The sequence below is a fragment of the Rhodoplanes elegans genome (assembly GCF_016653355.1).
In the GTDB taxonomy this organism is placed as follows: domain Bacteria; phylum Pseudomonadota; class Alphaproteobacteria; order Rhizobiales; family Xanthobacteraceae; genus Rhodoplanes; species Rhodoplanes elegans.
In genome coordinates, this window is sequence record NZ_NHSK01000128.1 from 1 (window position 1) to 26,772 (window position 26,772).

A 26,772-nucleotide genomic window follows, 5' to 3' on the forward strand; every position below is an offset into this window, starting at 1 on the left:
CCTGCCCCCGCTCCCCGACCCGGCCTCCGGCGCCGACGCGGAGGACGACGCCCGCCCCGGCGAGATCGCCGTGCCGCTGCCGGACGCCTACGACGCCGGCGTCTTCTACATCGGCCGCATCGGCACGCCGTGGACGCGGCGGGCCGACTGCCCGCGCAACGCCCGGGGCTCGGACGCGGTGTGCACGATCGAGGTGGACGAGCGCTGGGCGGCCGCGCTCACCGGGGTGGAGACCTGCACGCATCTTCTGGTGCTGTACTGGATGGACCGGGCGCGGCGCGACCTCGTCGTCCAGGCGCCCCGTCACTCCACCGGATCGCGCGGCACCTTCGCGCTGCGCTCGCCGGTGCGCCCGAACCCGATCGCCGCCAGCGTGGTGCGCCTCGTCGGCATCGACGGCACCCGCCTGTCGGTGGTCGGGCTCGACTGCCTCGACGGCACGCCGCTCGTCGACATCAAGCCCTACTTCGCCTCCACGGACGCGGTCGGCGACGCCGTGGTCGGCTGGCACGCGGGGCAAAGCAAATAACGTCGCTCGACATTCGACAAGAGAGGCGCTTCCACGTTCACTCCGTCGTCCCGGGGCGGCCGAAGGCCGAGCCCGGGACCCATACGCCCTGTCCATCGTGAGCCACTGGCACAGGGGGCATGGATCCCGGGTTCGCGCGCCTTCAACTCGCGCCCCGGGATGACCGCGCAACTGCGAGCGCCACGCGCCCGTCGCCCTCTTGCGTGATCCGGTTCACATACGATCGACCGTGATCGCGTCACGTGGTTGACGATTCGTCAGCGGGGCGGGCGCCGACACGCCGCCCAGGAAAACGAAAAAAGCCCCGAAAAATCGGCCTTTCTCGCACCGTCGCCCGGCCGCACCGGCGCGCCTGGACGGTCCGTCGGCGAATGGTCAGGAATGTCTTAAATTGCATTTAAAACTCGAAGCTCCCGGTTGAACCGCCCGAAGAGAGTTTTCGACACAAAGGCGGGGAACACGGGGAGTGATCATGACAATCTTCGTTCCGGCCCGCTTCGCTCGGCCTCGGATCCTCGTCGCTGCGGCAGCCATCGGCGTGTCCGTCATCGGCGTGACGATGTCCGGCACGGCGTCGGCCAATCCGTTCGCGCTGTTCGCGCCGATGCTGGCGCCCGCCACCGAGGCGCCGCTGCAGGGGGCCGTCGAGACCATGCTGCCGCGCGAAGAAACGCCGGCCGCGCCGTCGGCCCGCTTCCGCCGCCAGATCGTCGACTACAAGACCAGCGAGCCCGCCGGCACCGTCATCGTCGACACCCCGAACACCTATCTGTACTTCGTGCTCGGCAACGGCCGCGCCGTGCGTTACGGCATCGGCGTCGGCCGCGACGGCTTCCGCTGGTCCGGCACCCAGAGCATCACCCGCAAGGCCGAGTGGCCGGACTGGACGCCGCCGACCGAGATGGTGCGCCGGCAGCCCTATCTGCCGCGCTTCGTCGCCGGCGGCCCCAACAACCCGCTCGGCGCCCGCGCCCTCTATCTCGGCGACACCATCTACCGCATCCACGGCACCAACGCGCCGGAGACGATCGGCGAGCGCGTCTCGTCGGGCTGCATTCGCATGGTCAACGAGGACGTGACGGACCTCTACGGCCGCGTCCATGTCGGCACCCGCGTCATCGTGCTGCCCGGCCGCGACCGTCGCGTCGACACCGCCGCCGATCGCCAGGGCTGACGCGCCGACCCCATCCCGCGCCTGCAACGCTTTCGCCTCGAAGCCTCCACTGGCCGGTCCCGGATGCCCCCGGGACCGGCTTTTTCGTCGCGATCGCCGGCACGGCGCGTCATGTCGCGCCGATCCGCGCGACGGCGCGCCTGGTCCTCGTCATAACGACATCGGCCGGTCGGCGTAGACCGTCATCCGATCGGATTAATAATCAACGAAGCCTTAATCACCTCACGAACTCCTAATCCTGATTACATCTCCGGCAATTTTCCTCGTGTTCTATTTTTCGGTCGCCGCGTGGTGATCTGCACCTGACAGCTCCTTGCTCATGCTCTCGACCAAGCGAACCACCTTCCTGCTGCTCGCTGCCTGCGCCGGGCTCGTGATCGGCCTGTCCGCGCTGGCGATCGGCGTGACGGTCGAGTATCTGCGCAAGGACGCGCTCCGCGCCGCCGAGCGCGAGAGCAACAATGCGGCGCTGGTGGTGGCCGAGCAGCTCGTGCGGATCGTCGGCCCGCGTGACGCGGTGCTGACCGAGCTGCGCGACGTCGTGCCCTCGCTCGGGCTGGCCACGCCAGCCGAGTTCGACGCGTTCTTCTCCGGCGATCGACATCGGCAGCTGCTAGAGGACCGCCGTCGGCGCGACGAGCCCGCCGTGCTGGCGATCGTCGCGACCGACGGGCACGTGCTCCAGGCGGTGCCGGAGCAGGCTCGCGCCGAGCTGCCGGCGATCGTCGAGGAGCATCTCGGGCGTCCCGACCGGTCCGGCGGCTATGGCCTGCTCGTGAGCCCGCCGGTTCATTCGCACGTCGCCGGCGAGGCGATGATCTATTTCGGCCGGCGCATCGCCGGCATCCTCGGCACCCAGGTCGGCACCGTCGTGGTCGGAATCCCCGCGGCGACGATCGACCGTCTCTACGAGGCCTTCGAGGCGCTGCCCGGGCAGTCCTTCCTGGTGACGCGCGACGACGGTGTGATGCTCGCGAATCGCAGCACGGTGACGGGCCTCGCCGGCCCCGGCATGCCCGCCGGTGGACCGTGGCACGAGGTGGCGAGCCGCGGTGGCGGGACCTACCGGGTGCTCGTCGGCCCCGACGGCGAGGATCGGCGGATCGTCGCGGTCCACCGGATCCCGGACACCCCGCTGGTGGTGAGCAGCGCCATCCTGGAGAGCGCCGCGCTCGCCGAATGGCGCCGCCACGCGGTGCGGATCGGCGCAGGCGCGCTGCTCGCCTTCGTCTGCGCGCTCGGGCTCCTGTGGGCGCTGAAGGGGCAGTTCGACAGCCTCCTGGCATCGAAGGCGTCGCTGCGCGAGCGCGAGGCGCGGCTCGCCGACAAGTCGCGCGAGCTCGCCGAGGTCGCCGGCCGGCTCGACGCCGCCGTCAACAACATGACGCTCGGGCTGAGCATGTACGACCGCGACGACCGGCTCGTCGTGTGCAACACGCCGTATCGTCAGATCTACAGGCTCACGGCCGACGACGCCCGGCCCGGCACGCCGATCGTCGAGCTGTTCGCGCGCCGGATCGCCGCCGGCACCTTCCAGGGCGACCCCGTGGCGCGCGTCGCCGGCATCCGCAGCACCATCGCGGCGGGACAGTCGGGCCGCTTCATCGTCGAGCTGCCGGACGCGCGCATCATCGCCCTGACGGTCAGCCCGGTCGGCGACGGGGGCTTCGTCACGGTCCACGAGGACATCACCGAGCGCACGCTCGCCGATCGCCGGATCGCCCACCTAGCCCATCACGATCCGCTCACCGACCTGCCCAACCGCCTGCTGTTCCGCGATCGCATGGAACAGGCGCTCGCCCGGCTCGACCGCGAGGACGCGGCGTTCGCGACCTTCGTGTTCGACATCGACCTGTTCAAGTCGGTCAACGACTCGCTCGGGCATTCGGGCGGCGACGCGCTGCTCGAGGCCGTGGCCGAGCGGGTGCGCTCCTGCATCGGACCGGCCGACACGATCGGCCGCATCGGCGGCGACGAGTTCGCCGTGATCCAGCTCGTCGACGGCCCGCCGCGCGCCGCCGCGGCGGCGCTCGCCGAGCGACTGCTCGACCGCATCCGCGCCCCCTACGAGATCGACGGCAAGCGGATCGTCATCGGCATCTCGATCGGCATCGCGCTCGCGCCGCAGGACGGCCGCACGCTCAGCGGCATCCTGCGCAATGCCGACCTCGCCCTCTACCGCGCCAAGAAGGACGGCCGCGGCTGCTATCGCTTCTTCTCGCCCGAGATGGACACCGACGTGCGGCTGCAACGCGCCTTCGAGCTGCAGCTGCGCGAGGCGCTGCCGCGGCGGGAGTTCGAGCTGCACTACCAGCCGATCGTCGATCTCGCGACCTGCCGCCCCTGCGCCGTCGAGGCGCTGGTGCGCTGGCGCCATCCCGAGCACGGCCTGATCCCGCCCGACAAGTTCATCCCCGTCGCCGAGGAGATCGGCCTCATCATTCCGCTCGGCGAGTGGATCCTCGCCACCGCCTGCCGGGCTGCCGCGGACTGGCCGTCCGACATCCGCCTCGCCGTCAATCTCTCGGCCAAGCAGGTCGTCGCCGGCGACCTGGTCGAGGTCGTCCGTCGGGCGCTCGCCGACACCGGACTTCCGGCCGGCCGGCTCGAGCTCGAGATCACCGAGTCGGTCCTCCTGCAGAAGGACCACGACAGCCTCGCGGTGCTGCACGGGCTCGCCGCGCTCGGCGTCCACGTCGTGCTGGACGACTTCGGCACCGGCTACTCGTCGCTGAGCTACCTGCAGCTCTTCCCGTTCAGCAAGATCAAGATCGACCGCACCTTCGTGGCCGAGCTGACGACACGGGCCGATTGCGCCGCCATCGTCTCCAGCGTCACGACGCTCGCCAGGGCGCTCGCGATGGGCACGACGGCGGAGGGCGTCGAGACCTGGGACCAGGTCGCCCTCCTGCGCGTCGCCGGCTGCCGAGAGGCCCAGGGCTGGCTGTTCGGACGGCCCGTCCCGGCCGCCGCCCTGTCGTTCGAGCCGGCCGCCGACTGCGCCCCGGCCGCGGCGTGAGCAGGACGATACCGCGGCGTCCGGGCGGCGCGGACCGCCGGCGCGAGGCGGTCCCGTCGCGGCGGAATCGGACGCCGTTGCATCGACTTGGAGGCCCGGATTAACCGACTGGTAGCGGCCGCATGGTACACGGACATCCGCACGGCCGAGCCACCCGCCCCAGGTCTAACGGCCGGCGGACCGCCGGCACCGCGGTCCGGGCCGATCCGGCTCGGCGACGGACAGGTCACGACGTCAGTCCCACCGAGGTGCCTCAACCACTCATGTCGTCCGCCTCGCCCCATCGACACTGGACCTCCTTCGGCACCCTCATCGCCGTCACCGGGTCCGTGATCGCCGCCTCGGTCCTGGCGATCGGGGTGGCCGTCTGGCAGCTGCGGTCCGACGCCATCGCGTCTTCGAACGAGGATTCGGCCAATCTGGCGACCGTGCTGGCCGACCAGATCAACCGCGTCGTCCAGCCGATCGACGCGGCGCTGATCGACCTCGCCCGCCATCGGCTGACAGGCGACCAGGTGCGCGACATGCTCGGCACCGCTCACGTCCACGACGATCTGCGCGAGCGCCTCGGCGGCCTGCCGCAGGCGACCGCCATCGTGATCGCCGACGCGACGGGCGAGCTGGTCAACTGGTCGCTCGATTGGCCGGTGCGACCGCTCAACTTCCGCGGCCGCCCCTTTCACAAGGATCTCCTCGGCGCGACCGCCGACGGGCTGCGGGTGAGCGCGCCGTTCCACAGCCGGGTCAGCAGCACCCATATCGTCCTGTTCACCCGCCGCCTGACGGCGCCCGACGGCACCTTCACCGGCTTCGTCGGCATGGGCGTGCCGATCGACTATTTCCGCAACGTCTACGATTCGATCGCGCCGCTCGCCGCCCGCTCCTTCGCACTGCTGCGCGACGACGGCACCGTGCTGGCCCGCTTTCCCGCCGAGGTCGAGCCGACCGGCGTGCCGATCGCCGACCTGAGCTGGTTCGCGGCGGCGGCGCGCGGCGGCGGCTTCTACGTGACCCGCGACGCGCAGACCCGCGAGACGCGCCTCGTCGCCGTCCGCCCGGTGCCGGGGCATCCGCTCTTCGTCAACGTCGCCATCACCGAGAGCGCCGCGCTCGCCACCTGGGAGCATCGCGCGCTGTGGATCGGGGTCGGCAGCCTTCTCGCCTTCCTGTGCTGCGCCGCGCTGCTCAGCGGCCTTGTGCGCAAGTCGCGCCGGCTGGAGCAGACGACCAGCCAGCTCGACGCCGCGCTCAACAACATGTCCTACGGCCTGTGCATGTTCGACCGCGACGCCCGGCTGATCCTGCACAACGCCCGCTACCGGCAGATGTACGGGCTCGGGGCCGCGGCGGTGCGCCCGGGCACCTCGCTGCGCGAGCTGCTGCGGCTGCGCACCGAGGCCGGCACGGTGTGCGCCGACCCGGAATCCTACCTGGCCGAGCTGACCGGGGCGATCTCGCGCGACACCGCCACCCATGTGATGACCCGGCTCGGCGACGGACGCGTCATCGCCGTGCTCAACGACCCGACCGGCGACGGCGGCTGGATCTCGGTGCACGAGGACATCACCGAGCGCACCCAGGCCGAGCAGCGGATCGCCCACATGGCGCGTCACGACGCGCTGACCGACCTCGCCAACCGCCTCCTGTTCCGCGAGCGGATGGACGAGGCGATCGCCCGCCTCGGCCGCACCGGCAAGGGTTTCGCGGTGCTGATTTTCGACATCGACCTGTTCAAGTCGGTCAACGACTCGCTCGGCCATTCGGGCGGCGACGCGCTGCTCGAGGCGGTCGCCGAGCGCCTGCGCCGCACCGCCGCGTCGGACGACACGCTCGGCCGCATCGGCGGCGACGAGTTCGCCATCATCCAGCACTGTCACGACGACCCGCGCGGCGAGACGGGCGCGCGGGCCGAGCGGCTGCTCGACGACCTGCGCGCGCCCTACGAGATCGAGGGCAAGCGGATCGTCATCGGCATCTCGATCGGCGTCGCCATCGCGCCCGAGGACGGCACCGAGCCGAGCCAGATCCTGCGCAACGCCGACCTCGCGCTCTACCGCGCCAAGAGCGACGGCCGCGGCTGCTACCGCTTCTTCGAGCCGGCCATGGACGCCGACGCACAGCTCCAGCGCGAGTTCGAGTTCGAGCTGCGCGAGGCGCTGGTGCGCAAGGAGTTCGAGATCCACTTCCAGCCGATCGTCGACATCGCCACCTGCCGGGCTTGCGCCGTCGAGGCGCTGGTGCGCTGGCGCCATCCCGACCACGGCCTGATCCCGCCCGACAAGTTCATCCCCGTCGCCGAGGAGATCGGCCTGATCATCCCGCTCGGCGAGTGGATCCTCGACACCGCCTGCCGCATCGCCGCGGACTGGCCCGACGACGTGCGCCTCGCCGTCAACCTGTCGGCCGTGCAGTTCCGCTCCGGCAACCTGGTCGAGGTGGTGCGCGACGCCCTCGCCCGCAGCGGCCTGCCGGCGGCCCGGCTCGAGCTCGAGATCACCGAGTCGGTGCTGCTGCAGAAGGACCACGGCGGCCTCGCCGTGCTGCACGACCTCGCCGCGCTCGGCGTCCACATCGTGCTCGACGACTTCGGCACCGGCTACTCGTCGCTCAGCTACCTGCAGCTCTTCCCGTTCAGCAAGATCAAGATCGACAAGTCGTTCGTCGCCGACCTGCCGACCCGCTCCGACTGCGCCGCGATCGTCTGCACGGTCGTGAACCTCGCCAAGGCGCTGGACATGGGCACCACGGCGGAGGGCGTCGAGACCGTCGAACAGCTCGAACTCCTGCGCGCCGCCGGTTGCCGCGAGGCGCAGGGCTGGCTGTTCGGACGGCCGGGGGCCGCGAGCGCCCTCGTCCTCGACCAGCCGCTCGCCGCCCCGCGTATCTCGCCGCCCACCGCTACGGCGCCGAAGCGCCGAAGCGCCGATGGCCGCGCCGGTGGTCCGATGCCGGGCCGGCGTGTCGTCGGACCGTCGCATTGACAGGTCCCCGATCTCCCGTACATTGAGATTTCGTTCCGAGGGGTGCTCCGGAAGGAGCTGAGACACCGTCGGCCGCGCAGCTCCGCCGTTCCTCCGAAGCCCGATCCCGCTCGATCGCTCCGGTACCGGTGGGCCGCCAGGCACCACGGAAACCCTTTGAACCTGATCCGGGTCATGCCGGCGAAGGGACAGGGACCATTCCCATACCGACGCATGCTGTTTCCGGGACACCCATTCACGGGAGGCTCCGAATGAACAAGCACACCCCCAAAGACGCGCTCACCGTCCCGACCGTCACGACCGGGCCGATCGCCGGCTCGCGCAAGGCCTACACGGCGCCCGACGCCGCGCCGGACCTGAAGGTGCCGCTGCGCGAGATCGTGCTGACCGACGCCGCCGGCGAGCCGCCCGTGCCGGTCTACGACGCCTCCGGCCCCTACACGGATCCGACCGCGAGCATCGACGTCGAGAAGGGCCTGCCGCGTCCTCGCACCGCCTGGGTGACCGAACGCGGCGGCACCGAGACCTATCAGGGCCGCCCGATCAAGCCGGTCGACAACGGCAACGTCACGGGCGCCCATCTGGCCCGCGCCTTCCCGACCGTGCATGCGCCGCTCCGCGCGCTAGAGGGCAAGCCCGTCACCCAGTACGAGTGGGCCAAGGCCGGCGTGATCACCAAGGAGATGATCTACGTCGCCGAGCGCGAGAATCTCGGGCGCAAGCAGATGCTCGACCGCGCCGAGAGCGCGCTCGCCGACGGCGAGAGCTTCGGCGCCTCGGTGCCGGCCTTCGTGACGCCCGAGTTCGTGCGCGACGAGATCGCCCGCGGCCGCGCGATCATCCCGGCCAACGTCAATCACGCCGAGCTCGAGCCGATGATCATCGGCCGCAACTTCCTCACCAAGATCAACGCGAACATCGGCAACTCCGCCGTGACCTCGTCGGTCGAGGAGGAGATCGACAAGATGGTGTGGGCGATCCGCTGGGGCGCCGACACCGTGATGGATCTCTCCACCGGCCGCAACATCCACAACACGCGCGAGTGGATCATCCGCAATTCGCCGGTGCCGATCGGCACCGTGCCGATCTATCAGGCGCTCGAGAAGGTCGACGGCGACCCGGTCAAGCTCGACTGGGAGGTCTACAAGGACACGCTGATCGAGCAGTGCGAGCAGGGCGTCGACTACTTCACCATCCACGCCGGCGTGCGGCTCGCCTATGTGCCGCTCACCGCCAGCCGCGTCACCGGCATCGTGTCCCGCGGTGGATCCATCATGGCGAAGTGGTGCCTCGCGCATCACCGCGAGTCGTTCCTCTACGAGCGGTTCGAGGAGATCTGCGAGATCATACGGCGCTACGACGTGTCGTTCTCGCTCGGCGACGGCCTGCGGCCCGGCTCGATCGCCGATGCCAACGACCGCGCCCAGTTCGCCGAGCTGGAGACGCTCGGCGAGTTGACCAAGATCGCCTGGGCGAAGGGCTGCCAGGTCATGATCGAAGGCCCCGGCCACGTGCCGATGCACAAGATCAAGATCAACATGGACAAGCAGCTGAAAGAGTGCGGCGAGGCGCCGTTCTACACGCTCGGCCCGCTGACGACCGACATCGCGCCGGGCTACGACCACATCACGTCGGGCATCGGCGCCGCGATGATCGGCTGGTTCGGCTGCGCCATGCTCTGCTACGTGACGCCGAAGGAGCATCTGGGACTGCCCGACCGCGACGACGTGAAGACCGGCGTGATCACCTACAAGATCGCGGCGCATGCCGCCGACCTCGCCAAGGGTCACCCGGCCGCGCAGATCCGCGACGACGCGCTCTCGCGCGCGCGGTTCGAGTTCCGCTGGGAGGACCAGTTCAATCTCGGCCTCGATCCCGACACGGCGCGCAGCTTCCACGACGAGACGCTGCCCAAGGAGGCCCACAAGGTCGCGCATTTCTGCTCGATGTGCGGGCCGAAGTTCTGCTCGATGAAGATCACCCAGGACGTCCGCGACTACGCGGCCGGGCTCGGCGACAACGAGAAGGCGGCGCTCTACCCGGTCGACACGGCCCAGGCCGACGCCGCCGCCGGCATGAAGCAGATGTCGGACAAGTTCCTGAAGATGGGCGGTAAGGTCTATGTCGAGGCCGACGCCGTGAAGGACAGCAACAAGGCGCTGTGAGGCGAGGCCGCCTCGACTTCACGCAGAGTGGCAAAGGCGGGCCGCAGGCCCGCCTTGCCCATGCCGAAAAGCGGCACGAACAGCCAAACGTAGGGTGGGCAAAGCCGCGAAAGCGGCGTGCCCACGCGGGCTCGGACGAGAAGGCGGCGGCGATGTCACGCTATCGCCGAATGACGATCGACGGCGGGGTCTTCTTCGAGGCAACCGGGCGCGGCCCTCGCACGTTGACCTGCGATGTCAGCCGATGTGACGCCGCTCCCGACCCTCTCCGCCGAGCCCCACGCGCCGGGTCGGCGTGTGCGATTCGTGCTGCGGCTCGTCCTCGCTGCCGGTTACCTCATCGCGGGTCTCGCACATCTGACGCGGCCGGAGCCGTTCATGCTGATCACGCCGGGCTGGGTCCCGTTCCCGCGCGAGATCATCCTGGCGACTGGCGCCTGCGAAATCGCCGGCGCTCTCGCGCTGTTCGGCACGAGGCTTCGCAAGCTCGCCGGGGTGATGCTCGCGCTCTATGCGATCGGCGTGTTTCCCGCCAACATCAAGCACGCAGTCGACGGCGTTTCGATCCCGCCCATTCCGGATTCGTGGTGGTACCACGGCCCCCGGCTCGCGTTTCAGCCGGTTCTCGTGTGGGCTGCGCTGTTCGGCGGGGACGTGATCGACTGGCCACTCCGCCGGCGGCCGATCCCTACTTCAGCGACAGCGCCATGCCGCTGAGGTCGAGGTTGGCGATCAGGCCGACCTGCCGGCCCTGGAGCTCGAGGACGGCGCCCTTCTGGTTGCGCAGCACGATCGCCTGGGCGCCGGGGCCGAGCGCGCCGCCCGCCCCCGCCGCGCCGTAGACGCCGGCGACGTCGGAGGGCCGCGAGATGTTGCTCACCCGGCCGTAGAGGTTCGCTTTCGAAGCGCCGAAGACGAGGCCGGCCGAGAGGCCACCGATCGACAGCCGGTACTTCTTGCCCTGGAAGGTCAGCGTGCCGCTGCCGCCGGAGCCGCCGATCACCCAGCCGCCCTTGTAGATGGTGAGCGACACGGTGCCGCTGTCGGCCTGCGCGGCCGAGCCGGCGGCCAGCACCCCGGCGGCGACCACGGCGGCGGCGACGGACGCGGCCCGGACTCGCGAAGCGATCGACATGAAGGTTCTCTCCCCCTGGGCGCTGTCGCCCGATTTCCGAATCAGCCGGCCGGACTCTTCGCCACGACTGCGGCGGCACCGCGGTGAGGGACGCGTCGCCGGCCGCCGGACCGTAGACCCTCGCGAGCGCGCGCCGCCGCGGCACGGGGCGGCTGAACCGTCGGCGGCGACGGCGGCACCAAGCGACACGGGTTCCGACCATCACCACACCGTACCGGGAACGATGCCGAAGTCTCCTCCGAAGCGCCGTCCAGGGTCGGCTTCCAATTCGCCGACCAAGTCGCATTCCAAGTCGGCGACCAAGTCGCCTCGACCGCCAGGTCGCGCCCGCACGCGCGAGTCCCATCCCGAGTCCCTGCCCCGCGCCCTGGCGGTGCTGGCCGCCAACGCGGTCGCGGCGGAGGGCACGTTCATGCACGCCCTGCACGATCGGTATCGCTTCGACGCGGCGCTGTTCGACGAGCTGCTCGCCCTGATGACCGTGATCGCCGCGCAGCCGGCGCGGCGGCGCAGCACCGCGGTGCGCCGCCAGGCGTCGCACGTCCATCGCGCCATCCTGATGCACCTCGTCCACCACCTGCTGCCGGTGAACGGCTATCGGATGCGCCACTTTCCGGGCCGCGGCCTGCAGGATCGGCTCGACCGGCTCGACTGGGTGTTCGTGCCGGTGATCGACGGCACCCGCGGCTACGGCCCGTTTCCCGAGCCGCGCCGCTGAGGCCCCATCCGTTCGGGTGGTTGTCGCGATGCGGCTCCGGCGACTACCATCCTGCTGCGAGACACCGCCTCGCGCCCGACCCGATCCGGTCGGCGCGCGTCGGCGGTCGAGCCGCGGAGGCCCCGATGACGACCTGCACCGAGACGCACCACGAGAACCATCCGCACCGGCACGGCGAGGGTTGCGGCCACACCGCCGTCAAGCACGACGGCCATGTCGACTATCTGCACGACGGCCATCTCCACCACATGCACGGCGACCATGTCGACGAGCACGTGATCGCGGTGAGCGACACCAATCCGGACCACTGCACGCCGCAGGTGACGTGCGGCCACGTCCACGGCCCCGGCTGCGGCCACGAGGCGGTGCCGCACGGCAACCATGTCGACTATCTGGTCGACGGCCGCCTCCACCATCCGCACGGCGACCATTGCGACGATCACGGTCCGCTGGAGACCGCCTGACCGGCAGCGTCGCGGAGCGGAGGACGATGGCCACGGCCTGGAGCGCGACGCGGGCGCCCACCCGCGTCGCGATCGGCCTCGCCGCGGCGCTCGGCGTGATCGGGCCGCTGCAGCTCGGCGCCGTCACGGCGCTCGACATCGCCGATCCGCTCGCCGCCGTGGCGATGCTCGCGACCGCCGTCGTCGTCGTCGCGATCGTCTTCGCCGCGGCGACGTGGTGGCGGTGGAGCCCGCGGGTCGTCGGCACGACCGCCGTGCTGCTCATGACCGGGCTGCTCGCGATCGGCGGCGCGCTGCTCGGCTACGCGATCTGGGGTGAGCACACGCCGTTCGGGCGCAATCTGATGCTCGGCCTCGCGCTGTTCGTCGACAGCGTCGTCCTCCTGCCGGCCGGCTTGTCGGTGCTGATCCACTGGGCGCTGCTGCGCCGTCCGCCCGCCGGTCCGGCATGACCGATCCGGCGTGACCGCGACGACGGCCGGAACCGACCCGTCAACCGTGTTGCCGGATCGTCCGGCGCGCCGGCGCCGGCCGGGCTATACAGTGCGGCACCGTCCTCCGAAGAGACCGCCGCGCGAGACCGCCCGTGACCGCCCCGTTCGACCCGTCCTCCGTCAACGCCTTCGATGCGATCGTCGCCGTGCTGGCGCTGCTCGCCGCCCTGATGGGGTTCGTGACCGGGCTCCTGCGCAGCCTCGCGACCATCCTGGGCTGGGTCGCGGCCGCGCCCGTCGCCATGTATGCGACGCCGCCCGTGATGGCGATGGCGGCGAGCCAGGCCGGCGCCGAGCTGCCGCAGGCGGCCGTGTTCTTCGGCGTGCTGGCGGCCGGCGGCATGGTGCTGTCGCGCCTGCTGCGCAGCGCCGTCGCGGCCTTCGTGGCTCCGGTCGTGTCGCTGCCGGACCGGCTCGCCGGGGCGACGCTCGGGGCCGGGCGCATCGGCCTCGTCGCCGTGCTGCTGGTGCTGGTGTTCGAGCGCATCGTGCCGGTCCATCTGCAGCCGCAGGCCTTCACCCAGTCGCGCCTGCGCCCGGTGCTGTCGCAGGCCGGCGCCGCCGGGCTGAAGACGCTGCCGCCCGAGATCGAGGCCCTGATCGACAAGCTCAAGCGCGAGTACCGGATCTGACCGCCGCCCCTCCCCCGCCCCGGTTGCGCGGTCGCCGCGGCATCGCCCCATTTTCGGCTATGGTGCCGCGTTCTCGACACGGCGGATCAGGCGGCACGGCATGGCACGCAGACACATCGTGGCGGCGGGCGGCATCGTCGTCCGCCCCGGAGCGACCCCGCTGGTCGCCGTGGTCCAGCGTCGCAAGGACCGCGTCTGGGTGCTGCCCAAGGGCAAGCTCGATTCCGGCGAGGCGCCGATCGACGGCGCCCGGCGCGAGGTGATCGAGGAGACCGGGCACGACGTCGCCGTGCACGAGTTTCTCGGCGTGATCTCCTATCCGAACCGCGGCAGCGTGAAGGTCGCGCAGTTCTGGCGCATGGTGCCACTCGACGCGCCGCAGCGGCCGCTGATGCGTGACGTACGGGCGGTCGACTGGCTGCCGATCGACGACGCCGTCGCCGTCCTGGCGCTGCCGTGGGAGCAGGCATTCCTCGACGGGCTCGCCGGCCGCGGCCTCGCCGACGCCCCGACCCCGCTCGCCCCGGCGGCCGAGCCGGTGACGCCGCAACCGATCGAGACCGCCGCCGCGACGCCGCTGGCGCGCGACACCGGGCTCTTGCTGCGCCTGTGGCGCGGCCTCACCTCGCCGTGAGAGAAGAGCGCCGCGCCCCGCGGTCTTGCGGCATTCCGCCACCGCCGGAACCGCGGTACACTCGTGCCGTTCACATCCCAGGAGGACGCGATGACCCGCACCGTGACTCTCCTCGCTGCGACGCTGCTCGCCGGGCTCGTGATGGCCGAGCCGGCGCACGCCGCCTATCGGGTGATCCGCTGGTCGACCGGCATCTGCCAGGTGTGGAACTACAGCCTGCCGACGCGACCGTTCCCCTACGACTACCGGGTCCTCACCGGGCCGCTGCCGAGCTTCTGGGCGGCGTCCCGGGCGAAGTCCCGGCTGTGGCGCGCCGGCCGCTGCCTGATCTGATCGGGCGGGCCGCGGCGCCGGAGCTCTCACACCGTCGGCGCGATCCTGCGGCCGGCGCCACCACGTTGGAGGAACCGTGCTGCAACGTCTGATGCCGCGCGCGGCGCACGCGCTGCGGCCGCGTGCGTGGTCCGAGCTCGCGCCGCTGTTGACCCTGTTCCTGGTCGCGGCGGCGCTGTTCGGCTTCGTCGAGATCGCCGAGGAGGTGGTGGAGGGTCACAACCACGCCTTCGACGAGGCGATCCTCAAGTTCCTCCGCAATCCGGCCGACCTCGCCGACCCGGTCGGCCCGGCCTGGCTCGAGAAGGCGATCCGCGACCTCACCGCGCTCGGCAGCGTCACGGTGCTCACCCTGCTGACCGTGCTGGTGCTCGGCTATCTGGTGATCGACGGCAAGCGCGCCGCGGCGCTGTTCGTGCTCGTCTCGGTCGCCGGCGGCGCGCTGCTGATCGACGGCATCAAGCTCGTCATCGCGCGGCCGCGGCCGGATCTCGTCGCCCACATGGTCGATGTCTCGACCTACTCGTTCCCGAGCGGTCACGCGACCGCCTCGGCGGTCGTGTTCCTGACGCTCGGCGTGCTGCTGGCGCGGATCGGCCGGCGCCGCCGCGTGAGGGCCTATGTGATCGGCACGGCGATCGCGCTGACGCTCGCGATCGGCGCGAGCCGCGTCTATCTCGGCGTCCACTGGCCGAGCGACGTGCTGGCCGGCTGGTGTCTCGGGGCCGCCTGGGCGATGCTGTGCTGGCAGATCGGCCTGTGGCTGCAGCGGCGCGGCCGCATCGAGCGACCGGACGAGCCGACCGCGGAGTGACGGAGCCGGAGGGGACGAAGTCGTGAACTGCCTCGTCGTCGTCGCCCATCCGCTGGAGACGAGCCTGTGCGCGGCCTTCGCCCGCACGGCGGTCGAGACGCTGACCGCGCAGGGCCATGCCGTCACGGTGCGGGATCTCTACCGGCCGGCCTTCCCGCCCACGCTCACTGAAGCCGAGCGGACAAGCTTCTACACGAGCGCCTACGACCGCAGCGCGGTCGCGGCCGAGATCGAGGCGCTCGTCGCCGCCGAGGCCCTGGTGCTGGTGTTCCCGACCTGGTGGTTCGGCTTTCCGGCCGTGCTCAAGGGCTGGTTCGACCGCGTCTGGGCGCCCGGCGTCGCCTTCGTGCACACGCCGAACTACGGGCCGATCCGACCGCATCTCGGCGGCCTCCGCCACATGCTCGCGGTGACGACGCTCGGCTCACCCTGGTGGGTCGACCTGATGGTGATGCGTCGCCCGGTGCGGCGCGTGCTGAAGACCGCGATCCTGGGCGGCTGCGCGCCGAGTTGCCGGTTCGAGATGATGTCGCTGTACGGTGCCGAGCGCCCCGACCAGGCGCGCGCCGATGCCTTCGCAGCGCGAATCGCCGCGAAGCTGCGCGCCTGGTAGACGCGCGCCGCGCGACACGCGCCGCCGAACCGACCCGAGATCACGCGGCCGGGGGGATCCGGTCCGTCAGCAGGAGACCCGGCATGGCGAAGGGGACGGATTTCATCCTGGCGGCGCTCGCCGCCGAGGGGCTCGACCATCTGTTCATGGTGCCGGGCGGGCTGATCGATCCGCTGCTGCCGGCGATCGGCCGGCAGACCGCGCTCACCCCGATCGTCGCCGCCCACGAGGGTGGCGCCGCCTACATGGCGGACGGCTACGCCCGGGCGAGCGGCCGGTTCGGCGCCGTCGTCGGCATCGGCGGGCCCGGCCTCGCCAACATGGCGACCGCGGTCGCGGCGGCGCGGACCGACTCGTCGCCCGTGCTGGTGCTCAGCGGCGAGGTCGCCCGCGTCATGGAGGGGCTCGGCGCCTTCCAGGACGCCAGCCAGGCAACCCTCGACGACACCGCGCTGATGCGGCCGCTGACCCGCCTGTCGGCGACCGTCACGGACGCGGCGGGCCTGAACCACTGGCTGCGCCACGGCCTCACCACCATGCTGGCGCGGCCGCGCGGGCCCGTGCATCTGTCGCTGTCGCGCGACGTGCTGACCGGCGACGTCGACGCCGCCTACGCGCCGGTGTCGCCCTTCTTCGCCGACGTCGCCCCGCTCAGCCTGCCGCAGGCCGAGGCGGCGCTCGCCACGTTGACGTCGGCGCTGACCGGCGATCGGGCGCCCCGCGTCGTCATCCTGGCCGGTGCCGGCGTCGCCGACACGGCCTCGGCGGCACTGCTGAAGGCGATCGCCGAGCGCTGGGCGATCCCGGTCGCCACCACGCTGCGCGCCAAGGACGCTTTTCCGGAGGACCATCCGCTGTCGCTCGGCGTGTTCGGCTATGCCGGCACAAGGCACGCCACCGCGGCCGTGTTCGCGGAAAACCTCGACCTGCTGCTCGTGCTCGGCTCCGGGCTCAACGAGCGCGACACCATGCACTGGACGCTGCGCGCCCGCACCAAGGCCGCCGCCATCCACGTCAACACCGACATGGACGAGCTCACGGCCCACTGCGAGGCGACGCACGCGGTGCCGGGCAGCGCCCGCGCCTTCCTGACGCTGATGGCGGCGCGTCTCGACGGCGGCGCCGCGGCCGACGCCGGCCGCGCCGCCCGGCGGTCGTGGCTCGACACCATCAAGGCCGGCCCGCGCCTCTACGACACCGACACCTGCGCGCGCCCCGGCGCGCCGATCCATCCGGCGACCGCCGTGACGGCGCTGCGGCGCGCCTTTCCGCGCGACGGGATCGTGCTGGTCGACTCCGGCGCCCACCGCGCCTTCATGGGCCACCACTGGACGACCCACACGCCCGGCACCTACGTGTCGGCGACCAATCTCGGGCCGATGGGCTGGGCGATCCCGGCCGCGGTCGGTGTCCAGTGCGCCCGGCCCGACCGCCGGGTCGCGGTCGTCACCGGCGACGGCTGCATGCACATGCACGGCATCGAGGTGCAGACGGCGGCGCGCCATCGGCTGCCGATCGTCTACGTCGTGCTCAACAACGCCGCGCTCGGCAATGTCTGGCTGCGCGCCCACACCGAAGGCCCGGTGCCGGCGGCGCTGACCTCGCTGCCCGATCACGACTGGGCCGGCTTCGCCCGCGCCCTCGGCGCCCGCGGCTTCACGGTCGCCGATCCGGCGCGGCTCGACGAGATTTTCGCGGAGGCGCTCGCCTGCGGCACCACGGCGGTCGTCGACGTCAAGACCGACAAGGCCTGCCCGACGCCGGTCTACGACTTCGCCGCCGGCGTCGCGGCCTGGTCCTATCACGAGTGAGGAATGCGATGACCGTGCTGATCATGGATCCGGCGGCGCTGCCGCCCGCCGCGAAGGCGCTCTACGACGAGATGGCGGCGCGCCGGAACGCGCAGGGTGAGCATTTCGGCGGCCCCTACACGGCGCTGCTGAATCATCCGGAGCTGGCGCGCCGGATCGAGGCGCTCGGCTTCTTCCTGAAGTTCGAGGGGGTGCTGCCGCGCCAAGCCTATCAGTTCATCGTGCTGTCGGTCGCCAAGGCGACGGGCGCCGCCTTCGAGTGGCAGGACCATGTCGCGCATGCCCGCGCCGCCGGCCTGCCGGAGTTGGTGATCACCGCGGTCGGCGCCGGAGACGCGAGCGCCTTGCCCGAGCCCTACGATCTCCTGCACGCGGTGCTGAGCCGCACGCTCGCCTGGCAGGAGGTGCCGGACGACGTGCAGGCACGCGTGGTGGAGCGGTTCGGCCGCGAGGGGCTGGTCGAACTCGTCGTGCTGTCCGGCTTCTATCAGATGTTCGCGGCGATCAATCAGGGTTTTGGGATCGGCGTGCCGCCGCAGAGCTGATCACGAGCGTCATGCCACCTGATCACGCCGCCGGCAGGTGCCGCCGGTTGGCGACCCGCATCAGGCGTTGCGCCACGCCGGCGAGCGAGAACAGCGTCACCTTCGCCTTGTCCCAGGTGCCGCGCCCGAGAATCTCGTCGGCCGCCATCAGGCCGCTCTCGACCGCCGGGCCGATCCCCTCGCCCAGATCCATGGTGGCGAGCCCGGCCGAGTCGCCGATCAGCAGGCAGTGGTCGGCCCGCACGGCGCCGTCGCGGGTGAACAGATAATACGGGTGGCCGGTCTCGTTCAGGCCCGCCGCCGTCGCCGCGTCGAGCCGGCCCTCGGCGACGAGATCGTCGACGAAGGCGCGGAAGTGGGCGTGGATATCGGTGCCGCTCTTGCGCAGATACTTCGCCTTGGCGCCGAGCCCGATGTTCACGTGGCCGTCGCCCTTCGGCACCACCCAGGCGTAGCCGACGAGGCCGCGCTTGAAGTAGAGCCGGCAGGCGTCCTCGCGGGCCGGATAGGAGAACTCCTTCTCCAGCGTGACGATCTGGCGCGACTTCGGCCGCTGGTTGGGAAACACGGCGCGCCGCACCGGGCACATCGTCCCGCCGGCGCCGATCAGCCAGCGGCACGCATAGGCGTCGTCGACGATCCAGCGATCGCCGTCGCGTCGGATCGACCGCACGTCGTGCCTGATCACCTCGGCGCCGGAGCGGGCGAGCAGCCAGGCGTCGAACTCGACGCGGCGGATGGAGAAGTTCTTGCCCGGAGTCGGGAACCAGCGCAGGCCGAACGGCAGCCCGCGCAGATGCGAGCGGATGTCGAGCGGCAGCATCGGGTGGGGATAGTCGCCGGGCGCGATCTCGAGGTCGCGCAGCACCTTCTCGGTGATCCAGCCGGCGCACAGCTTGAGGCGGGGGAACGTCGCCTTGTCGAGCACGACGACGTCGCGGCCGTGCTGACGCAGGCGACGGGCGCAGGTGCTGCCGGCCGGCCCGCCGCCGACCACGATGGTCTCGATCTCGCGCATGGCCGGCAGCGATACGACGAGGCCGGACCCCGACGCAAGCCGGTCAGGCGGTCAGCACGACCGCGGCCAGAGGCGCGGCGGCGCGGCCGGCCTCGAACGCCTCGCCGAGCAGATAGGCGAAGCCGAGCAGCGCCAGGAAGCCGAGAAAGAACAGCCCGAACAGCACCAGCGACACGCGCTTGGCGATCCGCGACACGTTGGTGAGCCCGATCGCCCCGGCGATCAGGGACACGACCAGCAACAGGATGGCGTATTTCAGCATCGAGGACCTCCTCCGACTCGGCATGAACGAGCCAGGGTGGCACCCGGTTCCGGCCATGGGATGCTCCGGTCCACGGCGGCGCGCGTACGATTACCTAATACCCGAAGTGGTGAGTGACTCGTCGTATTGCTGCAACTTAAAATGATACACCAATTGAGTATTGCTGCCACGTAAGATGATACACCAATTGATTGCAGGGCCCGAATATAGTACCAAAGAGCTATGGGTCGGCGCCGAGCCAGGAGCGCCCCGTGAAGAGCAGACTCACACCATTGCTGGCGGCACTGCTGGCCAGCGCAGCGGCCGGCTGCATCGTGCAGGACCGCTCCTTCGTGCAGGACCGGCCGAGCGAATCCGCCGGCAGCTGGCGCATCGAGCATCGCATCGACCGCATCACCGGCAAGCCCGCCCCGAGCGCCACGGTCATCTCCACGGCGACCAACAACAAGACAGTCGACATTCGCGACGTGCAGCTTCAGGTCACCTGTTTCGAGGCGCGCCCGGTGGTACGGTTCTCCTTCGACCTGCGAGTCGGTGCGGATCGGAACTCGACCTTCGCCTACCGGGTCGACGACCGCCCCGGCGACGAGGTCGAGGCGACCTTCCTGCAGGACCACCGCACCGTGGTGATCGACGATCCGGCGACCGTAGCGAAGTTCATCGAGGACGTGTCCCGCGGCAGCCTGCTGATCGTGCGGACCGCCTCGCTGTTCGCCGGACGCACGGTCGCCGAGTTCCGCGTCGTCGGCGCCTCGACGGCGGTCGCCCCGGTGCTCGCCGCCTGTCCGCTGGCCGAACCCGCCAAGCGGAAAGCCGCGACCCACGACCGCCGATCGGGACCCGTGTGATGCGGTCCAGTGCCGGGAAGCGGGCCGTGCGATGGTGATGCTGGTCGCGCTCTCGAAGTCCCACACGCCACTCTCGGCCGAGAGCGTCCGGGCCGAGTTCAAGACGATCTATCCGCGCCACTTCCTCAGCACCGGCGACGACGGCAGCTTCGTCACCGAGGGGCCGCAGCTCCACATGGACGCGATCGTCAAGTCACTGGTGCCGGGGGCCTCCGGCTTCTTCATGATCCACAGCCTGCCCTTCCCCTATGCGGACCTGTCGAAGCTGCCCGGCCGCATCCCGGATCCGGCGCTGCGGCAGCTCGCCTGCGCCCAGACGAGCGCGATGTCGGTCGAGCTCGTCCACACCTGGGCCGGCGCGGACGACGCCAAACGCTTCGTCGCCCGGGCGATGGCGTGTCTCGCCCCGGCCGACTCGGTCGTGCTGATCGAGCCGGGAAGCGGCACGGCGGTCGCGTTCGACGACGCCGTGCGCAAGCGCCTCGCGGCCGGCGACATGGTCTTCTGACCGCCGCGACCGGGCGGTCAGGCCTGGACCGGGCTGCGCTCCAAGAGCTCGATCGAGATGTTCTCGGGCCCCTGGATGAAGCAGAGCCGGATGCCGGGGCGCGGCGAGTGCGGCTCCTTGGTGAAGACGACGCCCTTCTGCTTCAGCTCGGCCGCGACGGTGTCGAGGCCCTCGACGAACAGGCCGAAATGATCGAGGCCGCGGCACGGCAGCGCCGGCGGCGGGGCGACGCCGTCGCCGTCCGTGACGGGCGCGACGAAGATCTTCATGCCGCCGAGCTTCAGGTCGATGCGCGGCTTGCCCTGCTCGACGCTGCGCAGCACCTCGGCGCCGAGCACGCGCTCGAACCACTGCGCCATCGCCTCGGGATCGAAGGTGCGCAGGTGGACGTGGTCGAACACGATGGCGGCCATGGGGTGCTCCGAGGGAAAACGGGGGACGAGTCGGGCCGCCACATTACGGCGGCCGCGCCGTGGCGTCACGTTCGAGGGGAGCAGAACGGGCGGCTCAGGCAGCCTGGGCGGAGGACGGTTCGGAGCCCGCGGCAGGCTCCGACACGGGCGGCCAGGCGGTCCCGTTCGCCGTCACCGACACGGCGCCGCCGTCGTAGACGAGCTGCATCGCGACGGCGCGCTGCGCCTCCATCATCTTGATGAAGCTGTCGATGGCGGCGAGCGGATTGCCGGCGTTGCGGTACGAGTCCTCGGGGCGGGTGTGCTCGAGCGCGTAGGCCTGGGCCGTGATCGAATGGGCGATCTTGATGCTGCGGCGCAGGTCGACGTCGGACGCCAGCAGATCCTCCACGGCGGCGAGGTCGTCGCGCTCGCCCGAGACATGGACGCCGGTCTCGTCGACCGCGATCGAGACGGGCGGCGTGGTCGGCAGGCCGGCCTTCTCGAAGGCGGCATCGAGGCGGTCCGCCACGTCCGCGGCGAGCGTCGCGACGCCCTCGCGGGTCGGCGGCGCCAGCCGATGCACCCGGCTCGGATCGATCCGATAGGCGACCGTGCCGTCGGCCCGCGACGTCACGACGGCGGGCGACTCCGGGGTCACCGCCGAGCGGGTGGAGGCGGCGGAGCTTCGGGCGACCGTGGACGTCGCCGACGCCGCATCGGCTTCGACGGCGGCCTCGAATCGCTCCGCCGGATCGACCGCCGCGGTGCGGCTGCGGGAGGAGCTGGTGGGATACGGGTAGGACGAGGACGACGAGACGGACGCGACCATGGCACTCTCACGACCATTGATTCCGGTGCGTGATGAGCAAGCGGCGTGCCTCGTCGTGACGTCGCGGAAACCCCGATGCGCCAGGGGTTTTCGCGATTCGGCGCCGCGCCCGCCTCGGGCATGATCTGCCGTGCCGGCAAACCCTGCCGACCGCTTTTTTGGCGTGCCGCGCCGCAGAGCGGCAGGGGCGGCGAATCGTTTACGGTCGGCGGCTACGATTCGGCGCGAGGGTCAGGGGGAGGTTTTCGGAATGGGGGCGGCATCGGCCTGGCGCGAGGAGCGCAACCGGAGCGCTCTCGCGCGCCTGAACAAGGCGCTGCCCGAGATCTTTCCGGTGCCGGTGCTCGACCGGGCGCTGGCCCGGCCGCTGATCCCGCCGCTGCCCCGCATGGCGATCGACGGCTACTGGCGGGCGCATCCGCTGCGCGCCGACCGGCTCGCCCGCGCGCTCGCCGCGAAGAGCGGCGCGCCGGACGGCTGGACGTGGCGGATCGCCGAGACCGGCACCAGGCGGCCCGACCGGGCGCGCGGCCTGCCGGCGAGCTTCCGCACCCCGCCGGCGCCCTATCGGGAGCCCGACTTCGCGCCCGGCGGCGGACGCTGCTGCGTCTGCGGCCAGCCGGTCTACCGGTTCGGCTGGCATGTCGACCTGTGGGAGCGCGGTCCCAACCGGAACGCCGAGTGGCACGCCGCCTGCGTGGTCGCCTGGCAGCTGTGGACGGCGCCGACCGAGCATGTCGTGCTCTTGCGCAAACTGCAGCAGCGGCGCTGCGCGGCGCGCGGCAAGCGCCTGTGGCGGACCGCCGAGATCGATCACAAGGTGCCGCTGTTCGAGGTCTGGCGCGACCGCCGCGACACGCCGTGGCCCGACCTGCTCGCCTATTGGGGCCTGCCCAACCTGCAGGTGATCAACCGCGACGTCCATGTCGAGAAGTGCGCCGACGAGGCGCGCGGCCGCTCGCAGCGCCGCCGCGGCGAGGTCGATCTCACGCGCTGAGCGGCACGTCGCCGCGCGGATCGTGCACCACCACGGTGTCGCGGCCGGCCCGCTTGGCGGCGTAGAGGGCGGCGTCGGCGCGGGCGAGCGCGGCGTCGAGCGGCTCGCCGGCGGCGATCCGGCACGCCCCGATGCTGATCGAGACGCGCGCCTCCGCCCCGCCCTCGAAGGCGACCGGCGTGCCGGCGATCGCCGCGATCAGCCGCTCGCCGAGCCGGCGCAGCGCCGTCTCGGAGGCCTCGCCCGCCACCACGATGAACTCGTCGCCGCCCCAGCGGCCGTAGACGTCGCCGGCCCGCAACACCGTCTCGAGTCGCCGCGCCGCCTCCGCCAGCACGCGGTCGCCGGCGTTGTGGCCGTGCAGATCGTTGATGGTCTTGAACAGGTCGAAGTCGATCAGCAGGAGACCGAGCGGGTCGCCGTCGCGGGCGCCCGGGGCGCGGCGCTCCTCGACCGCGGCGATCACGCCGCGCCGATTGTAGATGCCGGTGAGCGGGTCGCGCTCGGCGAGCCGGCGCAGCTGCGCGGTGCGCTCGGCGACCGTCGTCTCCAGCGTCGCCGTGTGCTCGCCGACCTTGCGGGCCATGCGGGCGAACGCGCGAGACAGCCGGCCGATCTCGTCGGGGCGCGGGTCGGGCTCCGCGGCGAAGTCGCCCGCCTCCATGCGGTTGATCCCGGCCTCCAGACGATCGAGCCGGTCGAGCACGACGCGGCGGAAGAACAGCATCATCAGCGCCACGGCCGCGCCGGCGATCAGCGCCAGCAAAGCCGCGATCGGCGCGAACAGCTCGCGGTCGATGATCGCGTCGACGTCCATCAGCGTCACGTTGAACCAGCCGACCCGGTCGAGCCAGCCGACACCGACCAGATAGTCCTTGCCTCCCAGGCGAATGAAGCGCGACTCGACCGTGTTCCGGCCGGCGACGAGCCGCTCCATCATGGCCGAAAGCGCGGCGCGATCGTCGTCGCCGTCGACCTGGGCGAAGATCGTCTTCTTCGCCTTGGTGTCCTTGGTCAGGCTGTGGAAGTCGACCATGCCCGGATCGCGATGCGCCTGGATGGCGCCGGCGCGGTCGACGAACATGCTCAGCACCCCGACCTGCGGGATGGCGACCACCTCGCGGATGAAGGCGGTGAGGTCGACGCCGGTGCCGAGCACGCCGAGCACGCGGCCCGTGCCGGCATCGGCGACGACGCAGTTGATCCACACCTTGGTGACGGCGAGGTTGTCGTCGCGGTCGACGTTGAGGCGGCAGCCCGGCCCGTCCGCGACCGTGGTGAAGTACCAGCCGTCGCGCGGGTTGTCGGACCGCACCGTGTAGCGGAACTCGCGGCCCGCGAAGGCGCCATCCTGGTCGTTGAAGTAGTAGTTGCCGGAGGCGTGGACGACGAAGAACCAGCTGTGGTCCTGGAACGACTGGCGATAGCGCTCGAGCTCGGCGAGCGCGACCGCGGCCTTGCCGGGATCGGTCTCGTCGGCCGCCCAGGCGAGCACGACGGGCGACCGCGTCAGCGTCTCGGCGAGCGACACCTCGCGCATCAGCGCCTCGAGGCCGCGGTAGCGGTCGAACAGCACCTGCTTCTCGGCGAACAGCGTGCCGAGCTTCACCACGGTGCCGCGGACGATCCACTCGAAGGCCACGTAGGCCGGCAGGGAGACCGCGACGAAGACCGCGACGGTGAGCAGCAGCACGCGCGTCTGGAGGCTCGCCATCACGCGCGCACGGAGCGCGCGCAGGGGCGCCCAAAAGTCCCTCGGCATCGGCACCGTCCCCACCGTCCCGCCGGCGATTCGAAACTCTCGCCAAGCGATAAAACCGGTCGAATCGTCTGTACCGCAAACCTTCCACCGACTGATTAACGCTTCTACGCCCGCCGTGCTAGAAGCCCCGCCATGCCGGTCTTCACGCCCCATCAGAACAAGGCGCTCGCCGCCGTCGCGCGCTGGCTCGACGACGCGCCGGGCACGCGCGGCACGCCGCCGGTCTTCCGCCTGTTCGGCTTCGCCGGCACCGGCAAGACGACGCTCGCCCGCCACATCGCCGAGGGGGTCGACGGCGAGGTGAAGTTCGCCGCCTTCACGGGCAAGGCCGCGCAGGTGATGCGCTCGAAAGGCTGCCACGGCGCCTCGACGCTGCACAGCCTGATCTACAAGCCGATCGACACCGAGACCGAGCAGCCGAGCTTCACGCTGTGGGACGAGGCGCCCGCCTCCAAGGCCAAGCTGATCATCGTCGACGAGTGCTCGATGGTCGACGCCGAGCTCGGCCGCGACCTGATGTCGTTCGGCGTGCCGATCCTGGTGCTCGGCGACCCGGCGCAGCTGCCGCCGATCCAGGGCGGCGGCTTCTTCACCGAGCACGAGCCCGATGCGATGCTGACCGAGGTGCATCGCCAGGCGCAGGACGATCCGATCGTGCGGCTGTCGATGCAGGTGCGCGAGGGCGCCCGCCTCGCGCCCGGCGACTACGGCGTCAGCCAGGTGGTGCGCAAGAGCGAGCTCGACCCGGCTCGCGTGCTCGACGCCGACCAGGTGCTGGTCGGCCGCAACGCCACGCGGCGCGCCTACAACGGCCGCCTGCGCCAGCGCCGCGGCCTCGAGGACCCGCTGCCGGTCGCCGGCGACAAGCTCGTCTGCCTGCGCAACAACCGCCGCAAGGCGCTGTTCAACGGCGGCCTGTGGACCGTCAAGGAGCGCGCCACCGGCCGCTCGAAGGCGCTCGTCACCATGCGGATCGCGCCCGACGAGGAGCTGTCGGCCCGCAGCAAGCTCGTCAAGGTGACGGCCCGCTCCGAGTGCTTCCTCGGCAATATCGAGGAGATCGACTGGGCGCAGCGCAAGGTCTACGACGAGTTCGACTACGGCTACGTGCTCACCGTCCACAAGGCGCAGGGCTCGCAGTGGGACGACGTCGTGCTGTTCGACGAGAGCTTCGCGTTCCAGGAGACGCGCGAGCGGTGGCTCTACACCGGCATCACCCGGGCCGCGAAACGCCTCACCGTGGTGGTGTGACACCGGCCGGGAGTCGACTCAGGAACCTCGCATCGAGCTGCGGCATTGGGGTGCGGGCGCCCGTCCGGGCGCCCGTTCCGGGAGACGCGCCATGCCCCTGCCCTGCTCCGCGCCGAGCCACCGTGTGTCGACGAAAGCCGCGCTGGTCCTCGCCCTGTCGTCCATCGTCGCCGCACCGCTGCTGATCGGCAGCCTCGCCACCGCTGCCGCGCAGACCACGACCCCACAGGGCGGCGTCGAGAAGCCCGACACGCCGGCCAACGATCCGAAGACCGGCCCGTCGTCGGGCACGGCGCCCGGCAACGAGGGATCGACCGGCTGGACCGGCGGCACCGGCGGCTCGTTCACCGGCACGTCCAATCACGCGCCGACGCCGGGCTCGCCGACGGCTCAACCCGAGACGGTCGAAGGCGTGAACCCCAAGCCGGGCGGCCCCTCGTCGTCGACGCGCTGACCCGCCGTCGACACGGCGCATCGCATCACGTGGCGTGAGACCGTCAGGCGGCATGCCCGGCCGTCAGCGCGCGGCCGACCGAGTCGGCCTCGGCGAAGGCGCGGTCGAGCGTCGCGGTCAGCTCCCTCGCCCGCGCCGGCGTGATCGCCGCCGCCTCCCCCTCCAGCGCCAGCGCGATCTCGGCGAGCCGGCGGAAGCCGAGCGCGTTCGCCGCACCCTTGAGCGTGTGCGCCTCGATGCCGAGCATCTTGCGCTCGGGCGTCACGGCGAGCGCGCGCAGGACGTCGAGCCGGCGACGCGAGTCGGCGAGGAAGCAGGCGAGCGTCTCGGCGAAGCCGTCGTCGCCGATCTCGGCGCGCAGCTCGGCGGCGACCGCCGCATCGTGCA

At 71.3% G+C, this 26,772-nt stretch carries 28 protein-coding genes and 1 riboswitch; of the genes, 21 read left to right on the plus strand and 7 right to left on the minus strand.

Annotation, left to right across the window (positions count from 1 at the left end):
- The first annotated feature begins 1 nt into the window (after window position 1).
- From tsaA to CCR97_RS16440, 6 genes are all read left to right on the plus strand, one after another.
- Entirely contained in the window at window positions 2-529 is a 528-nt protein-coding gene (gene tsaA, locus CCR97_RS16415) for a tRNA (N6-threonylcarbamoyladenosine(37)-N6)-methyltransferase TrmO (protein ID WP_201159663.1), read from the plus strand.
- A gap of 472 nt (window positions 530-1,001) precedes the next feature.
- Entirely contained in the window at window positions 1,002-1,703 is a 702-nt protein-coding gene (locus CCR97_RS16420; RefSeq protein ID WP_111356201.1) for a L,D-transpeptidase, read from the plus strand.
- Between the two features lie 319 nt (window positions 1,704-2,022).
- The gene (locus CCR97_RS16425) at window positions 2,023-4,722 is read left to right on the plus strand and encodes a bifunctional diguanylate cyclase/phosphodiesterase (protein WP_244670493.1); all 2,700 of its coding nucleotides are present in this window, start codon (window positions 2,023-2,025) and stop codon (window positions 4,720-4,722) included.
- Window positions 4,723-4,985: 263 nt separating this feature from the next.
- A complete protein-coding gene (locus tag CCR97_RS16430; RefSeq protein WP_170145724.1) occupies window positions 4,986-7,703 on the plus strand; it encodes a bifunctional diguanylate cyclase/phosphodiesterase in 2,718 nt (905 codons plus the stop codon).
- Window positions 7,704-7,731: 28 nt separating this feature from the next.
- Window positions 7,732-7,910, plus strand: a riboswitch (TPP riboswitch).
- A 44-nt stretch (window positions 7,911-7,954) separates the two neighbouring features.
- Window positions 7,955-9,868 (plus strand): phosphomethylpyrimidine synthase ThiC, encoded by a 1,914-nt coding sequence (gene thiC / locus CCR97_RS16435; protein WP_111356194.1) that lies wholly within the window; start codon window positions 7,955-7,957, stop codon window positions 9,866-9,868.
- Between the two features lie 309 nt (window positions 9,869-10,177).
- Window positions 10,178-10,585 (plus strand): DoxX family protein, encoded by a 408-nt coding sequence (locus tag CCR97_RS16440; protein WP_244670494.1) that lies wholly within the window; start codon window positions 10,178-10,180, stop codon window positions 10,583-10,585.
- On the opposite strand, the gene CCR97_RS16445 is transcribed toward CCR97_RS16440, so the two are convergent.
- Window positions 10,557-11,003, minus strand: coding sequence for a hypothetical protein (locus tag CCR97_RS16445; protein ID WP_111356192.1), 447 nt, complete (start codon window positions 11,001-11,003; stop codon window positions 10,557-10,559). The two genes, CCR97_RS16440 and CCR97_RS16445, sit on opposite strands and share 29 nt — an antisense overlap.
- A 373-nt stretch (window positions 11,004-11,376) precedes the next feature.
- Between CCR97_RS16445 and CCR97_RS16450 the strand changes: the two genes are divergently transcribed.
- The 10 genes from CCR97_RS16450 (at window position 11,377) to CCR97_RS16495 (ending at window position 18,061) form a co-directional block, all read left to right on the plus strand.
- Complete coding sequence (locus CCR97_RS16450; protein WP_111356191.1) at window positions 11,377-11,721, plus strand: hypothetical protein; 345 nt, start codon at window positions 11,377-11,379, stop codon at window positions 11,719-11,721.
- Between the two features lie 125 nt (window positions 11,722-11,846).
- Window positions 11,847-12,185: a hypothetical protein gene (locus CCR97_RS16455; protein ID WP_111356190.1), complete on the plus strand. Its 339-nt coding sequence runs from the start codon at window positions 11,847-11,849 to the stop codon at window positions 12,183-12,185.
- Between the two features lie 26 nt (window positions 12,186-12,211).
- A complete protein-coding gene (locus tag CCR97_RS16460; RefSeq protein ID WP_111356189.1) occupies window positions 12,212-12,637 on the plus strand; it encodes a hypothetical protein in 426 nt (141 codons plus the stop codon).
- Window positions 12,638-12,771: 134 nt separating this feature from the next.
- The gene (locus CCR97_RS16465) at window positions 12,772-13,311 is read left to right on the plus strand and encodes a CvpA family protein (protein WP_111356188.1); all 540 of its coding nucleotides are present in this window, start codon (window positions 12,772-12,774) and stop codon (window positions 13,309-13,311) included.
- 100 nt (window positions 13,312-13,411) lie between these two features.
- On the plus strand, window positions 13,412-13,945 hold the full coding sequence (locus CCR97_RS16470) for an NUDIX hydrolase (RefSeq protein WP_111356187.1): 534 nt from the start codon (window positions 13,412-13,414) through the stop codon (window positions 13,943-13,945).
- 90 nt (window positions 13,946-14,035) lie between these two features.
- Window positions 14,036-14,278, plus strand: a complete 243-nt coding sequence (locus CCR97_RS16475) for a hypothetical protein (RefSeq protein ID WP_111356186.1) — start codon at window positions 14,036-14,038, stop codon at window positions 14,276-14,278.
- Window positions 14,279-14,354: 76 nt separating this feature from the next.
- Window positions 14,355-15,092 carry a phosphatase PAP2 family protein gene (locus CCR97_RS16480; protein WP_245428753.1) on the plus strand — a complete coding sequence of 246 codons (738 nt, stop codon included), beginning with the start codon at window positions 14,355-14,357 and terminating at the stop codon, window positions 15,090-15,092.
- A 22-nt stretch (window positions 15,093-15,114) separates the two neighbouring features.
- Complete coding sequence (locus CCR97_RS16485; RefSeq protein ID WP_111356184.1) at window positions 15,115-15,705, plus strand: NAD(P)H-dependent oxidoreductase; 591 nt, start codon at window positions 15,115-15,117, stop codon at window positions 15,703-15,705.
- An 83-nt stretch (window positions 15,706-15,788) separates the two neighbouring features.
- Entirely contained in the window at window positions 15,789-17,516 is a 1,728-nt protein-coding gene (locus CCR97_RS16490; protein ID WP_201159665.1) for a thiamine pyrophosphate-binding protein, read from the plus strand.
- 8 nt (window positions 17,517-17,524) lie between these two features.
- Window positions 17,525-18,061, plus strand: coding sequence for a carboxymuconolactone decarboxylase family protein (locus tag CCR97_RS16495; RefSeq protein WP_111359313.1), 537 nt, complete (start codon window positions 17,525-17,527; stop codon window positions 18,059-18,061).
- A gap of 22 nt (window positions 18,062-18,083) precedes the next feature.
- Here CCR97_RS16495 and CCR97_RS16500 read toward each other — a convergent pair whose 3' ends face one another.
- Both CCR97_RS16500 and CCR97_RS16505 read right to left on the minus strand, forming a co-directional pair.
- Complete coding sequence (locus tag CCR97_RS16500) at window positions 18,084-19,079, minus strand: NAD(P)/FAD-dependent oxidoreductase (protein WP_111359314.1); 996 nt, start codon at window positions 19,077-19,079, stop codon at window positions 18,084-18,086.
- Window positions 19,080-19,122: 43 nt separating this feature from the next.
- Window positions 19,123-19,341 carry a DUF1328 family protein gene (locus tag CCR97_RS16505; protein ID WP_111359315.1) on the minus strand — a complete coding sequence of 73 codons (219 nt, stop codon included), beginning with the start codon at window positions 19,339-19,341 and terminating at the stop codon, window positions 19,123-19,125.
- 251 nt (window positions 19,342-19,592) lie between these two features.
- Between CCR97_RS16505 and CCR97_RS16510 the strand changes: the two genes are divergently transcribed.
- Both CCR97_RS16510 and CCR97_RS16515 read left to right on the plus strand, forming a co-directional pair.
- A complete protein-coding gene (locus CCR97_RS16510) occupies window positions 19,593-20,189 on the plus strand; it encodes a hypothetical protein (protein WP_146618873.1) in 597 nt (198 codons plus the stop codon).
- Between the two features lie 31 nt (window positions 20,190-20,220).
- Entirely contained in the window at window positions 20,221-20,697 is a 477-nt protein-coding gene (locus CCR97_RS16515; RefSeq protein ID WP_111359317.1) for a hypothetical protein, read from the plus strand.
- Window positions 20,698-20,714: 17 nt separating this feature from the next.
- On the opposite strand, the gene CCR97_RS16520 is transcribed toward CCR97_RS16515, so the two are convergent.
- Entirely contained in the window at window positions 20,715-21,110 is a 396-nt protein-coding gene (locus CCR97_RS16520; protein ID WP_111359318.1) for a VOC family protein, read from the minus strand.
- 94 nt (window positions 21,111-21,204) lie between these two features.
- Complete coding sequence (locus CCR97_RS16525; protein ID WP_111359319.1) at window positions 21,205-21,921, minus strand: hypothetical protein; 717 nt, start codon at window positions 21,919-21,921, stop codon at window positions 21,205-21,207.
- Between the two features lie 250 nt (window positions 21,922-22,171).
- Between CCR97_RS16525 and CCR97_RS16530 the strand changes: the two genes are divergently transcribed.
- Window positions 22,172-22,918, plus strand: a complete 747-nt coding sequence (locus tag CCR97_RS16530; protein ID WP_111359320.1) for a hypothetical protein — start codon at window positions 22,172-22,174, stop codon at window positions 22,916-22,918.
- Here CCR97_RS16530 and CCR97_RS16535 read toward each other — a convergent pair.
- Window positions 22,908-24,680, minus strand: a complete 1,773-nt coding sequence (locus CCR97_RS16535) for a sensor domain-containing diguanylate cyclase (RefSeq protein WP_244670492.1) — start codon at window positions 24,678-24,680, stop codon at window positions 22,908-22,910. The genes CCR97_RS16530 and CCR97_RS16535 overlap by 11 nt on opposite strands.
- 132 nt (window positions 24,681-24,812) lie before the next feature.
- On the opposite strand from CCR97_RS16535, the gene CCR97_RS16540 reads away from it, so the two are divergent.
- Both CCR97_RS16540 and CCR97_RS16545 read left to right on the plus strand, forming a co-directional pair.
- Window positions 24,813-25,931: an ATP-dependent DNA helicase gene (locus CCR97_RS16540; RefSeq protein WP_111360176.1), complete on the plus strand. Its 1,119-nt coding sequence runs from the start codon at window positions 24,813-24,815 to the stop codon at window positions 25,929-25,931.
- A gap of 124 nt (window positions 25,932-26,055) precedes the next feature.
- Window positions 26,056-26,385, plus strand: coding sequence for a hypothetical protein (locus CCR97_RS16545; RefSeq protein WP_201159666.1), 330 nt, complete (start codon window positions 26,056-26,058; stop codon window positions 26,383-26,385).
- 43 nt (window positions 26,386-26,428) lie between these two features.
- On the opposite strand, the gene CCR97_RS16550 is transcribed toward CCR97_RS16545, so the two are convergent.
- Window positions 26,429-26,772 (minus strand): Hpt domain-containing protein (locus tag CCR97_RS16550; protein WP_201159667.1); only part of this gene is annotated, 344 nt, incomplete at its 5' end.